The following is a 12,498-nucleotide window of genomic DNA, read 5'->3' on the forward strand; positions in this document are numbered from 1 at the left end:
GAACCGCGGAGCCGCCGGACATGACGGTGCGCAGCGACGTCAGCTCGCGGGGCCGCGCACGCTGTGCGGCGACGAGCGCGGCGAGGCTGGGCGCGGGGGCCAGCAGACGGGTGGGTTCGGCCCGTGCCATCAGGTCGAGCATCCCGTCGGGATCGGCGACGTCCTGGAACACGCCGGTGCCGCCGGTCAGCAGGACCCCGAACACCGCCCACATCGGACCGGCGATGTGACTCACCCGCATCGTGGTGGCCGCCCGGTCCGGGCCCGGTCCCCGGACCGCGTCCACCATGAACCCGCTGGTACCGGCGAAGAGCGTGTTGCAGGTGTGCAGCACACCCTTGGGCTCACCGGTGCTGCCCGAGGTGAACAACACCATCGACGGCTGGTCCGGGTCCACCGGCGGCAACGAGGAGAGATCCGGGTCCGGCCCGTCGACGAAGCACTCGTGGAAGTCCAGCGCGCCGGTGTCCGCGGCGTCGCCGTACACGACCCGCTGCCGCAGCCCCGGCAGCCGCGGCGCCATCTCGGCAAGTGCCCGCGCGTGGCCGAAGCCGGCCCAGCTGTCCACGGTGACGCAGACGCACGCGCCCGTCCTGGCCAGCACCCGCTCGATCTCCCGCGCCCGCAGCTGCGGCACGATCGGCTGAACGACCGCACCGACCCGCATGCACGCCAACAACATCGCCGCCGTCTCCCACCAGTCGGGAAGCTGGCAGGCGACCACGTCACCGGCACGCACACCGAAGTCGTCGAGGCGCCCCGCGATCCGCCGTACCAACTGGTCGAACTCGCGGTAGGACACCACCCGCACCGTGCCGTCGGCACTGCGTCCGTTGATCAGCGCCGGGGCATCCGGACGCATCCGCACCGAGCCGGCCAGGTCGTCGAGGAAAGTCGTGTCCCGCCACCAACCGTTGCGCCGGTAATGACGTGCCAGCTCGGGGTCGACTGCCAGCTGCACAAGGGACGTCATTCCAGCGGCCTCCACGGAATTCCGAGGTGAGTGAGCCAGACCAGCACCGCGATCGGTGCCGGCACCCGCGGTAACGGGGCGAGAGTTTACTCGGCGGAGTGCGACCGTCAATTGGTTCTCGTGAATACCAATACGAGCTGCCGCGATCGCGGATTCGTGCGCCATCCGTGGGTATCGCCTGGTACGTCGGCAGCTATCGCCGACCCGCCGAACAGCCGCCGGAGCAACGAAAGGGCCGCCGCCATCCCATATACGGGTTCGTTGGGCAAGTATTCCCTGTTGCCGTTTTCGAGTTCGATTCCGGCGCGTTCCCAATAGGCGCCGCCGGCCGACCTCGCGAATGAAGGACACAGCGGCGAAACAATGCGGCCGAGGCCGGGATGCGCGACGGGCGGCCGGCGAGCTGACCCGCCCCCCTGCTCGGTGCGGCCGACGACCTCCGAACGAGCCGGCTCCGTTCAGAACACCTCGAGACAGCGCGGCTCGTCGTCGTGCAGGAAGGCGAGCGAGGCCCGGGCGAGCGTTCCCGGCCGGCACTCGCGGACCCGGCCGGCGCCGGCCAGCGTGGTGAGCCTGGTCCCGCCAAGGAACGCGGCGCCCAGCGCCGCCACGTCCAGTGCCAGGTCGGCGGGTGCGTCCGTGCCGCTGACCTCGGCCCGTCCGTCCGCCCCGACCACCAGCCGCCACCGGCCGGCGTTCCATGGACACAGCTCGTCGGTCACCGCCAGCACCACGTCGAGTGGGACCAGGAACCGCCTCGCCATCAGCGCCCGGTCGACGTCGACCAGGCGTACCCAGAGCGCGTCGGACATCGTGCGTACCGCCGCGCGCGGGTCGGCGAGCATGTGCACCAGCGGCTCGTCGGTGCCGAGCCGCAGCACCACCTCGCCGACGAGGTCGATGTCCAGCAGGTACCGCAGGATCGCCGCGTAGGCCGCCGGGGTCGCGGCCGTCAGTTCGTGCACGGTCACCGTCGACCGCGGCCCGCGGACCTGCCAGTCCGACTTCACGCGGTACGCGGCGTACGCCCGCGGATGGACCGCGAAGCGGAGCCTGGTCCGACCGGCGCGACGCTCCGGCCCGTCGAACAGGTGGTATTCCCAGGCGGCGGCGTCGCGGTCGAGGTGACCGGCGCGGGTGTGCCACACCTGGTCGTAGAGGTCGCGAACGACGGGGAGCGCCTGCTCGCGCGGCAGCTCGCGCACCGGCTCGGGGTCGACCGCCACGTCACGGCGGAACGCGGTGCCGCGCGGTAGGGAGATCCGGGCGTACTGGGTGCCGAGCCCGTACCCGAACCGCCCGTAGATCCCACTCTCGGACGCCCACAGGACCGCCAGCGACTCGCCTGCCTCGTGCAGGAACGCGAGCTGGGCACGCATGATCATGCTCAGCACACCCCGCCTGCGATGTCCCGGCGCGACCCCGATCGACGTCACCGCCCCGGCCGGCACCGGTTCGGCACCGGGCACGACGAGCCGGCGGCTCAGGAGCTCCCCGGTGCCGATCATGGTCTCGCCGTCGAACACCGCGTGGCTGCGCGACGGCTCGAACACGGCGCGCTCCTCGGCGAGGAGGTCCTCGCTGTGGTCGGTCAGGAACGCGCTCGCGAGGACCTCGCTGAACGCGGGCAGGTCCATCTCGGTGAGCGTGCGGATCGTGAGCGGGGACGGTTCGGCCATCCCGCAGTGATACTCGGGAGGAGCGCCGCGCGCGAACCAATTTCGGTCGCGCCACCCGATGCGGTGGCCGCTGGCACGATGGGCAGGTGACCAAATCGGACCGGGCTGTCGTGCGGACCGCGCGCCTTCTGGTGCGCCCACCTCGGGGGGCCGACCGGGACCGGTTCGTCGGACTCTTCCGCGACGAGGCCTTCATGGTCCACGCGGGCGTCCTCACCGAGCAGGAGGCAGGGGACCGCTTCGACCACATGGTCGCCTTCTGCCGGACCGTCCCGTTCGGCAAGCAGCCGGTGGTGGAGCTGTCATCCGGGCTCGTCGTGGGCTACACCGGCGTCGACCACATCGCCTTCGAGGGCAGGACCTGGCTGGAGTGGGGATACCGGCTCGTGCCGGAGTGCCGGGGCCTCGGCTATGCCACCGAGGCCGGCCAGGCTCTGCTGGCCACGGCTCACCAGACGTACACGGGCGAGCTGCTGGCCATCATCGCGCCGGAGAACCGTGCCTCGCAGAACGTGTGTCACAAGCTCGGGTTCACCTTCTGGAAGCAGGCGCCGGTGGCGGGCGACGCCCGCAACCTCTACACCCGTTCGGTCGGAGCGGAATGGTTGCTCACCCACACGTGAGGCATCTTCGCTGGTGGAACGGGCGAGTGCCGAGAATCTCGTCTTCGGGTGGGATCATTCCCTCGCGGAGCGCGTATGCTTCGTGACTAGGTGCCCGGGACCCCGGTAAGACGACAGTCGACCGAGGGGCCAGCTGCCATGGCACATATACATCCAAATCTGAGCGCCGCACCGGTCGCGGGGATCGCCGGACCTCACCAGAGCACGGTCGCCACCATTCTGCGTGCCGTCGACCTGGGCCTGTTCACCTCGGCCCAGGCCGAGCTCCTGATCGACCGGGTGCGCGCACATCTGAACGCGTCGCCGGTCGAGTCGCCCACCCAGCCGCCATCGTCCGGTGTGGACGGTCTCCCCGGCGCGGCGAACACCAACGCGTCAGGCGTTCTCGCTGACAGCCCCAATGGAACAGTCCGATAAACCCAGCCGGGCGGTTCGTCCGCCACCACGAGGAGTTGACCCCGTGACAGCCCTCCTCCCGCACCTGCCGAACGATCGCCCATCACCTGCGTCCGCCGCCCGGCCGGACCAGCGACCAGTTGGAGAGCTCCTGAGCATCACCACACATCCGGCCCCGCTCACCGCGACCGTGCTCACGGTGCGGGGCGAGGTGGACGCGCTCACCAGCCCGGAGCTGAGGGAACAGCTGCTCCCCCACGTCCGGGGCACCGTCCCGCACGTGATCGTCGACCTCACCGGGGTGAGCTTCCTCGCCGCCGCCGGACTCGCCGTGCTCGTGTCCGCCAGGCAGACCGCGGTCGCGACGGGCATCGCCCTTCGCCTGGTCGTGTCGACCCATCCGGTGTTGCTGCCACTGAGGATCACCGGTCTGGACGCCATGTTCGACATCAGCCCCGACCTCACCCAGGCCCTGCTGCACGCGGGCTGCGGACCAGATGGATAGCGGACCATGCGTAGTCCCCGGGTGGCCGAGATCCTGTCCATGATCGGCGGCGACGGGGGCGAGCAGGGCGTGCTGCCCGCCAGGTTGGGCGCGGAATGCCTGTCGGCGCTGTCGGTCAGTGGCGTCGGGGTCGCCCTGATGACCGCCGACGGGCCCAGCGGAGTCGTCCTCGCGGCCACCGACGGGCAGGCCCGGCAGCTGGAGGAGCTGCAGTTCGCCCTTGGTGAGGGGCCGTGCGTGGAGGCGTCCGGCAGCGGGAAGCCGGTGCTGCGACCGAACCTCGCGGCCGACGGGTCGGCGCGGTGGCCGCGGTTCGGCGCGGCCGCGCTCGAGGCCGGGGTGCACGCGATGTTCGCGTTCCCGCTGCGGGTCGGCGCCATCCGGGTCGGTGTCCTGGACCTGTACCGCGACACCCCGGGACCGCTGAGCGCCCTCGAGCTCGCGGACGCGCTCGCGTTCGCCGACGCGGCCACCGTCGTGGTTCTGCACCTGCAGGAACACGACGAGCACGGCGACGTCGACACCGCGCTCACCGGTCCGATCGAGAGCCAGGCTCACGTTCACCAGGCGACCGGGATGATCACGATCCAGCTCGGCATCAGCCTCGCCGAGGCACTGCTGCGGCTGCGGACACACGCCTACGCCGCGAGGCGGACGGTGTCGGCCGTCGCCGCCGACGTGGTCGGCCGCCGCTTGCACTTCGACGAAAGCGAGTCCGGCACGACGCGGCACGCCCAGTCGTGACACCCTGTGTCGACCACCGGGAAACGTGCCACGAACCAGCCCCGGCAGACGGCCGGACAGATCCCCTTCCCCACCGCGCCCCAACTCATCGAACTCCGGGGAGCGGAACCGCCATGACCAGCCGAGAGCAACTCCTCGCCAGAACCTTCCTGAGTCTGGCCGACACACTCGTCGCCGACTTCGACGTCATCGACTTCCTCCACACCCTCGCCACCCGCAGTGTGGAGCTGCTCGACGCGGACGCCGCCGGGATCATGCTCGCCGACGCACACGGCTGCCTGCACGTCATGGCCTCCTCCGCCGAGGAGGCCCGCCTCCTGGAGCTCTACGAGCTGCAGAACGACGAAGGCCCCTGCCTGGACTGCTACCGGTCCGGACGCCCCGCGGCCCGCGACGACCTGCCCGCGATGAGATCCGCGTGGCCCGCGTTCACCGAGCAACTACAGGGCCTGGGGTTCCACTCGGCGCAGGCACTCCCGATGCGGCTGCGCGACGACACGATCGGCGCGTTGAACCTGTTCCGGCTCGAACCCGGCCGGCTCACCGATGCCGACCTCGGGATCGGCCAGGCCATGGCCGACGTCGCCACCGTCGGGCTGATCCAGGAACGCGCCATCGCCGCCAGCGAACGACTCGCCATCCAGTTGCAGACCGCGCTGAGCAGCCGCGTCCAGCTCGAACAGGCCAAGGGGGTGCTCGCCCAGCGCGCGGGCCTGGCCATGGACCAGGCATTCCAGCTGATGCGCGCCTACGCCCGCAGCAACAACCGTCGGCTGAGCGACGTCGCGGCAGAGATCATCGACGGCACGCTCGACGACTGCCAGGTCCGGAAGGTCCCGAACCGGCGACCCGGCACGCCACGCCGGATCTGACCGGCGGGCTCGAACCTCGTGCCGGGCACACCGGCCTGATCCGCGCCCGCCTGCCCACACCACGGCCGACCGGCCCGCCGGTCCCCGGTTCCACGATGTGGATGCCGTTGCCACGCGCCCGAACGAACACGCAGGCTGAAGGCCGACCGCAGGCGAAGGAGCAGCAGATGACGGCCGAAGTGGACACTCTGAACAACGTCAACCTGGCCGCTGTGAGCGGGTTGGTGTCCGCGATCCAGGAGGACCCCGCCAAGGCGGACACCACCTGGGCCGCGCACGTCACCTGGAACGGCGGTTTCCAGTCCAGCGCCCGCGTCCGCGGGTTCGACCCCGTGCCGTCCGACGAGCCGTCGGGCCTCGGTGGCGGCGACACCGCGCCCAACCCGGTCGAACAGCTGCTGTCCGCGCTCGGCAACTGCCTGGCCGTCGGCTACGCCGCCAACGCCGCCGTCGCGGGCATCCGGCTCGACGAGCTCACCGTCGACCTCAAGGGGGACATCGACCTGCGGGTCTTCCTCGGCCTGGCGGAAGGTCACGCGGGCTTCGACTCGATCACCGCGAAGGTCACGATCAGCTCGCCCGCGCCCCGCGCCGACCTGGATGCCTTGCACGCCAAGGTCACCGCGTCGTCCCCGGTCGGCCACACCCTCGCCGCCGCCGTCCCCGTCACCGTCGACCTGGTCTGAGTTCGCCCAACGCTGTCCGACCCCGCGACGCGCGTCGCGGGGTCGGCCGCGAAGAACGCCCTTTCCCGCATAGTGGATCACGGGACCGTGAGCCGCCGGACCCACTACTCTTCCGCGCAGTGCCGGATCGGGGCATCTGGCGGAAGGTGAGGGAGTCGCTGATGCGACATGTGCTCAGGGGCGTGGTGCTGTTCCTCCTGCTGGTGATCGTCGTGCCCGCGCAGGCGAGTGCGGCGCCGGCGCGGGACGCCGGGCAACCCGTGGTCCGGGTCGGCACCGAGGGGACCTACCCGCCGTTCTCGTTCCACGACCCGAGAACGGCGGAGCTCACCGGCTACGACATCGAGGTCATCAAGGCGATCGCCAAGCAGGCGGGCTGGCGGCTCGAGTTCGTCGAAACGCAGTGGGACGCGATCTTCCCCGCGCTGGACGCCGAGCGGATCGACGTCATCGCCAACCAGGTGTCGGTCAACGACGAGCGGCAGGCGAAGTACGGCCTGTCCGAGACCTACACCTTCTCCCACGGCGTCATCGTCCGGCGCAAGGGCGACGACAGCATCAAGACCCTCGCCGACCTCAAGGGCAAGACCACGGCACAGTCGGCGACCAGCAACTGGGCTCAGGTCGCCCGCGACGCCGGGGCGAACGTCGAGGCCGTCGAGGGGTTCGCGCAGGCCGCGGCGCTGCTCGCGCAGGGCCGGGTCGACGCGATCGTCAACGACAACATCGCCGTGCTCGACTATCTGGCCAGCACCGGGTCCGACGACGTCGAGATCGCGGGGAACGCCGGCGACGAGACCAGCGAGCAGGTCCTCGCCTTCCGCAAGGACGACACCGCGCTGATCGGCCAGGCGAACAAGGCGATCACCGCGCTCCAGGACGACGGGACGTTGCGCGAGATCTCGGAGAAGTACTTCAAGGCCGACGTCTCGGTGCCCGACGGCGGGAAGGCCGACCTGTCCGAAGGCCGCGGCGCCCGCAGCACATGGGAGGTCATCGGCAACACGGCGTGGCCGATGTTCGTCGGCCTGCTCAAGGTGACCATTCCGCTGACCATCGTGAGCTTCGCGATCGGGCTCGCGCTCGCGCTGCTCGTCGCACTCGCCCGGATCTCCTCCTACCGGGTCCTGTCGGGGCTGGCCAGAGGCTTCATCTCGATCATCCGAGGGACCCCGCTGCTGTTGCAGCTGTTCATCGTCTTCTACGGGCTGCCGCAGATCGGCCTGAAGTTCAACCCGTTCACCGCGGCGGTGATCGCGTTCAGCCTCAACGTGGCCGGCTACGCCGCGGAGGTCGTCCGGTCGGCGATCCTCGCGGTGCCCAAGGGCCAGTTCGAGGCGGCGGCGACGATCGGGCTCGACTACTCCAGGACACTGCGCCGGATCGTCCTCCCGCAGGCGGCCAGGACGGCGGTGCCGCCGTTGTCCAACACGCTGCTCTCGCTGTTGAAGGACACCTCACTGGGGTCGGTCGTGCTGCTGACCGAGCTCTTCCGCGAGTCACAGCTCGCGGCGGCCGAGAGCAACGAGTTCCTCGCCCTGTACGCCTTCGCCGGGCTGTACTACTGGATCATCTGCGTCGGGCTCTCCGCCGCGCAGAAACGACTGGAGACCCGACTGGACAGGTATGTGGCCAAATGACTGACACCACCGAGCAGAACACCGAGCCCGCCCGCATCCGCGTGCACGGGCTGGAGAAGTCCTTCGGCGACCACAAGGTCCTGCGCGGCATCGACTTCGAGTCCAGGCGCGGGACGTCGACGGTCCTGTTGGGACCGTCCGGTTCCGGCAAGACCACCGTGCTGCGCGCGCTCAACGTGCTGGAGACCCCCGAACGCGGCGTCATCGGGATCGACGACGTCGAGGTCGACTTCGCCCAGCTACCGCCGGGCAAGGCCGGCCGCCGGGAGAGCAACCGGCTACGCGCGCAGAGCGGCATGGTGTTCCAGGCCCACAACCTCTTCCCGCACCGCACGGTCCTGGAGAACGTCATCGAGGGCCCGGTCATCGCGCAGAAACGCCCACGCGAGGAAGCCGTCGCCGAGGCGAGGACCCTGCTCGACCAGGTCGGCCTCGGCGATCGGGGCGACGCCTACCCGTTCCAGCTCTCCGGCGGCCAGCAGCAACGCGTCGGGATCGCCCGCGCACTCGCGCTGAGACCACGCGTGGTCCTGTTCGACGAGCCCACCTCCGCACTGGACCCCGAGCTCGTGGGCGAGGTGCTGGCCGTGATCAAGGATCTCGCCGCCGACGACTGGACCACGGTCATCGTGACCCACGAGATCCGCTTCGCCGAGCAGGTGGCCGACCAGGTCCTGTTCCTCGACGGCGGCGTCATCGTCGAACAGGGCCCGAGCGCCCAGGTCATCGGTGACCCGCGCGAGGAGCGGACCCGGCGCTTCCTCAAGCGCATCCTGGACCCCGGCTGACCGCCGGCGAGCACGCGCACCTTCGGCCACCTCGCACTCGCGAGGTGGCCGAAGGTGTTTTTCTCGGGCGCCCGTGCACGGGAGGTCACCCGGCCGGCGCCCCACCGACCACGATGGACAGTCGTGTGAGGACCGTGTCGAGGGCGGCGGGTAACGCCACCAACTAGTTCGCAGTTCAACTGAAGCGCGCCGTCGAGCGATACCGCTGACACGAACGTGGAATAGACACGCAGAGTGTCCAATTTGACCGTCCACATTGAGCCATACGAGTGCACTTCACTGGTCCAATTGCCTCTGTGAACGTCAGGGCCTACGTTCGGGACTGTCAGCCGACCTGGCGCCCAGTCCTCGCGTCCCGTCTCCTGGTAAGGCCTTCACGGCTACTTCGCCAATGACATCGAGCGAATCCGGATTCGAGGAATTGATCACGTGTGGGTGCGCGTTCGGAAACCCCTGCCGGGAGTGATCCATCGGCGCGGGGGAAGGAGCTCATGAACCACGGTCCAACTGTGACCAGGTCGATCGGCAGGTTCGACGCCAGGCGTTGGACGGTGGCCGTGGGCCTTGTCGCCGTGCTGAGTCTCCTCCTGCTGGCGGCCGCGTTGTCGGTCCCGACCCGGGCTTCGGCCGCCGAGGCGCCGGTCGGGCTGGGTACCACGGCGACCTACTCCGTCCTGGGTGGACAGGCGGTCACCAACACCGGCCCCAGCGTGCTGAACGGCGATGTCGGGGTCAGTCCCGGTACGGCGATCACCGGGTTCCCACCCGGTATCACGGGTGGGACCTTGCATTCCGCTGACGCCGCGGCCGGCGGCGCGCAGTCCGACCTCGTCATCGCCTACAACGACGCCGCCGGGCGCGCCCCCATCGCCACCATCACGGGGGATCTGGGCGGTACCACGCTGACCGCCGGCGTCTACGACTCGGCCAGCACGATGGGGTTGACCGGCACCCTCACCCTGGACGCCCAGGGCGACCCCAATGCCGTGTTCATCTTCCAGGTCGGCTCCGCGCTCATCACCGCATCCTCGAGCAACGTCAGCATGATCAACGGGGCCCAGCCCTGCAACGTCTTCTGGCAGGTCGGCAGTTCCGCGACGCTGGGCACCGGCTCCAACTTCGTCGGCTCGATCCTCGCGCTGACCTCGATCACGGTCACGACCGGCACCGTCGTCGAAGGTCGCGCGCTCGCCCGCAACGGCCAGGTCTCCCTGGACACCAACGTCTTCTTCGCACCGGGCTGCGACACCGTCCCGACGACCACCACAACCACCACGACCACCACAACGGTGCCGGTCACAACCACGACGAGCCAGAACACCGGTCCGGCCAACGTGGTCACGACGACCGGCAACGGGGCGTTCCCCCGCCGCCGCGGGGGCGGCACCGGACTGGGCGGCAGGGGTGGCTTCCCACCTGAGGACAACTACCCGTTCGGTCCGGACTATCTCGCGAACACCGGGGTCAACCACCGGCTCCCCGCACTGCTCTCCGTCGGAGCCGCGCTGCTGACCTTCGGTGGCCTGCTGGTTGTTGTCACGCGCGACCGTAGAGCGCCCCGCAAGAGGCCGTGGACGAAGTGAGGGCGTCACCGGCCGGAGGTGGCTGTCCCAACCGTCCTCGGTGACGGGAGCGGATCCCGGGAGGACCCATCTACCTGGCAGGTGGTGGTGTTGGTGCTGAGTCCGTCGCTGTGCCCCGGCGGCGCGACTCCCCCACCACCGCCTGCCTACCACCCGCCGTCGACCCGTGCGCCGGATCAGCCCGAGCTACTCCTTGGGCTGATCCGCCTTCTCACGCGTCGGGGCCTCGCCCTGATGCGTCGCGATGGCCGCGTAGTGCGCGGTACCGACCGCGCCGGCGATCGCGCAGACGAAGCCCACGACCGCGGCGACGATGAAGCCGGGGCGCACCCGGTCGTCGAGGTACAGCACGCCGACGAGCGAGGACAGCACCGTGTTGGTGGTGAACAGGATCGCGGTGTTCGCGGTCGCGCCGGTCTTCTGGAGGGCCATCGCGAACAGCACCGCGGCGACGAGCCCGTTGGCGAGGATGGCCCAGACGGACGGCTCCAGGACCAACTTCCACACCGCGTCCCGCGACTCCAGCGTGCGTGCCGAGACACCGACGACGCAGAACCCCAGCCCCGCACCGAACGCCAGCAGCGCCGCGGCCCGGCGGCCACCCCGCCGCTGGGCGTAGAAGGCGAGCGAGGCGATCGGCAGCGCCAAGCCCAGCAGTAGCCAGCGCCAGTGTGGCGGCAGGGGTCGCGCCGGGCCGGGGTCGGCCGAGACACCCAGCAGTACCAGGCCGACCGCGCCCAACCCGAGCGCGACCCATCCCGGTCGTGCCAGGCGGGTGCCCAGGAACGCGGAGATCGTCGCGGTCACGCCGACGCTGAACGCGAGCAGCGACTGGACCAGGAACAGGGGAAGCTGCCGCAGGGCGATCGCCGCGAAGACGAACCCCAGCAGGTCCACCGCGATGCCGAGAAAGTAGATCGGCTGGCTTCGCAGGTTCACCAGATCCATGGACGTGCCGCCGAAGGCACGCGCGCGCCGGATGCCCAGGGACTCCAGAATGGAGCCACTGCCCGACGCCAGAGCGGCGAGAACCGCGAAGCCGTACCCGAGGATCACCAGCAGAGTGTGTCATCGCCCGCCGGCTGACGCTCAGCCGCGCGGCGGACAGGCGCCCACCAGCGGGTGTCAGGTTCCTGTGAGGGTCGCTGGTGCCGCCGGACCGCCGGCGCGGCTGTCCTCGGCCGTGGCGACCGTCACCACGTGGTGACGGCTGGTGGGCCCGTGCCCGCGCGGTCCGCTACGAGGCGCCGTCGCTCGGTGTGAGCGTCGCGCGGCCGTCCGTCCCGACGCTGACGCCGTGCCGGGCGAAGAACTCCGCCGGCGCGGCGCCGGCGCTGACCTCGTCGGGCACCGGGACCTCGTGTACGTTCTCGCCGGGCGCGAGACGGACGCCGGTACGCGTCGGCGCGCCCTCCGCCGGCACGTTGGGCCAGAAGACGCTGAGGATCTGGCCGGCCTCATCCGTCCTGACGTACATCGTCGGCGCTTTGCGTGGCGTGGACATCTACACCACCCCGCCACCGGCGAGCGCGAACAGTGCCCAGTTGGCACTGCTGCGGTTGACCAGCGTGGTCCAGTAGACGAAGTCGGGCTGCGGGGCGAACCGCTCCAGCTCGACACCGCGGCTCTGCACGTCCACCCGCCCCACCTCGATCATGCGCGCCAGCGTGAACTGCACGCCCTGCCACGGCCCGGGATCCCCCCACGCCACCCAACGATCTTCTGTCGCCCCCGGTGCCAGCCACAACTGCCCGGTCTCCCATGCCATCGAATTCCCCTTCGTCGTTCCGCATTCGACCGATTCATCGTGGGACCTGGACGGCACCAGGGAACAGTGGCCGTTCCGCCACCTTGACAGCCACCCGAGGTCACCTGTCGAATTCGCACCGAACAGTTCCGGTGACGGCGATACGGCACCGCGCCTATTGACATGGAACGTGGTTTCAGGTGCACTTCCGGCCAGCCCCGCACCTGCCGGACGAGCTGAGCCGCGCTCGTCTCATGCTGCC

13 protein-coding genes are annotated in these 12,498 nt (G+C 70.2%); 8 read left to right on the forward strand and 5 right to left on the reverse strand.

Going from position 1 to position 12,498, the window contains the following annotated elements:
- Both VET29_RS17180 and VET29_RS17185 read right to left on the reverse strand, forming a co-directional pair.
- Positions 1-973, reverse strand: a 973-nt coding sequence (locus tag VET29_RS17180) for an AMP-binding protein (RefSeq protein ID WP_324921346.1), incomplete at its 3' end; no start/stop codon positions are given.
- A gap of 458 nt (positions 974-1,431) precedes the next feature.
- Entirely contained in the window at positions 1,432-2,652 is a 1,221-nt protein-coding gene (locus VET29_RS17185; protein WP_324921348.1) for a GNAT family N-acetyltransferase, read from the reverse strand.
- 86 nt (positions 2,653-2,738) lie between these two features.
- On the opposite strand from VET29_RS17185, the gene VET29_RS17190 reads away from it, so the two are divergent.
- The 8 genes from VET29_RS17190 (at position 2,739) to VET29_RS17225 (ending at position 10,489) form a co-directional block, all read left to right on the forward strand.
- A complete protein-coding gene (locus VET29_RS17190) occupies positions 2,739-3,275 on the forward strand; it encodes a GNAT family N-acetyltransferase (RefSeq protein WP_324921350.1) in 537 nt (178 codons plus the stop codon).
- A gap of 460 nt (positions 3,276-3,735) precedes the next feature.
- Positions 3,736-4,176, forward strand: coding sequence for an STAS domain-containing protein (locus VET29_RS17195; protein ID WP_324921352.1), 441 nt, complete (start codon positions 3,736-3,738; stop codon positions 4,174-4,176).
- Between the two features lie 6 nt (positions 4,177-4,182).
- Entirely contained in the window at positions 4,183-4,920 is a 738-nt protein-coding gene (locus tag VET29_RS17200; RefSeq protein WP_324921354.1) for a GAF and ANTAR domain-containing protein, read from the forward strand.
- Between the two features lie 113 nt (positions 4,921-5,033).
- Positions 5,034-5,792, forward strand: coding sequence for a GAF and ANTAR domain-containing protein (locus VET29_RS17205; protein ID WP_324921356.1), 759 nt, complete (start codon positions 5,034-5,036; stop codon positions 5,790-5,792).
- Positions 5,793-5,959: 167 nt separating this feature from the next.
- Complete coding sequence (locus tag VET29_RS17210; protein ID WP_324921358.1) at positions 5,960-6,478, forward strand: OsmC family protein; 519 nt, start codon at positions 5,960-5,962, stop codon at positions 6,476-6,478.
- 161 nt (positions 6,479-6,639) lie between these two features.
- On the forward strand, positions 6,640-8,118 hold the full coding sequence (locus tag VET29_RS17215) for an ABC transporter substrate-binding protein/permease (protein WP_324921360.1): 1,479 nt from the start codon (positions 6,640-6,642) through the stop codon (positions 8,116-8,118).
- On the forward strand, positions 8,115-8,906 hold the full coding sequence (locus VET29_RS17220; RefSeq protein ID WP_324921362.1) for an amino acid ABC transporter ATP-binding protein: 792 nt from the start codon (positions 8,115-8,117) through the stop codon (positions 8,904-8,906). Before VET29_RS17215 ends, VET29_RS17220 begins: the two co-directional genes overlap by 4 nt.
- A gap of 509 nt (positions 8,907-9,415) precedes the next feature.
- Complete coding sequence (locus tag VET29_RS17225; RefSeq protein WP_324921364.1) at positions 9,416-10,489, forward strand: ice-binding family protein; 1,074 nt, start codon at positions 9,416-9,418, stop codon at positions 10,487-10,489.
- A gap of 186 nt (positions 10,490-10,675) precedes the next feature.
- On the opposite strand, the gene VET29_RS17230 is transcribed toward VET29_RS17225, so the two are convergent.
- The 3 genes from VET29_RS17230 to VET29_RS17240 form a co-directional block, all read right to left on the reverse strand.
- Complete coding sequence (locus VET29_RS17230) at positions 10,676-11,545, reverse strand: hypothetical protein (RefSeq protein ID WP_324921366.1); 870 nt, start codon at positions 11,543-11,545, stop codon at positions 10,676-10,678.
- A 181-nt stretch (positions 11,546-11,726) separates the two neighbouring features.
- Positions 11,727-11,993: a hypothetical protein gene (locus VET29_RS17235; protein WP_324921368.1), complete on the reverse strand. Its 267-nt coding sequence runs from the start codon at positions 11,991-11,993 to the stop codon at positions 11,727-11,729.
- A complete protein-coding gene (locus tag VET29_RS17240; RefSeq protein ID WP_324921370.1) occupies positions 11,994-12,257 on the reverse strand; it encodes a hypothetical protein in 264 nt (87 codons plus the stop codon).
- Between the last annotated feature and the right edge of the window lie 241 nt (positions 12,258-12,498).

Origin of the sequence: Actinophytocola sp., from assembly GCF_035634895.1 — a bacterium.
In the GTDB taxonomy this organism is placed as follows: Bacteria; Actinomycetota; Actinomycetes; order Mycobacteriales; family Pseudonocardiaceae; genus Actinophytocola.

Bases quoted from the DNA above. Each gene is read 5' to 3' on its own strand.
- VET29_RS17215 (WP_324921360.1), top strand. From the start codon at position 6,640: ATGCGACATGTGCTCAGGGGCGTGGTGCTGTTCCTCCTGCTGGTGATC.
- VET29_RS17220 (WP_324921362.1), top strand. From the start codon at position 8,115: ATGACTGACACCACCGAGCAGAACACCGAGCCCGCCCGCATCCGCGTG.
- VET29_RS17200 (WP_324921354.1), top strand. From the start codon at position 4,183: ATGCGTAGTCCCCGGGTGGCCGAGATCCTGTCCATGATCGGCGGCGAC.
- VET29_RS17235 (WP_324921368.1), bottom strand. From the start codon at position 11,993: ATGTCCACGCCACGCAAAGCGCCGACGATGTACGTCAGGACGGATGAG.
- VET29_RS17185 (WP_324921348.1), bottom strand. From the start codon at position 2,652: ATGGCCGAACCGTCCCCGCTCACGATCCGCACGCTCACCGAGATGGAC.
- VET29_RS17205 (WP_324921356.1), top strand. From the start codon at position 5,034: ATGACCAGCCGAGAGCAACTCCTCGCCAGAACCTTCCTGAGTCTGGCC.
- VET29_RS17210 (WP_324921358.1), top strand. From the start codon at position 5,960: ATGACGGCCGAAGTGGACACTCTGAACAACGTCAACCTGGCCGCTGTG.
- VET29_RS17240 (WP_324921370.1), bottom strand. From the start codon at position 12,257: ATGGCATGGGAGACCGGGCAGTTGTGGCTGGCACCGGGGGCGACAGAA.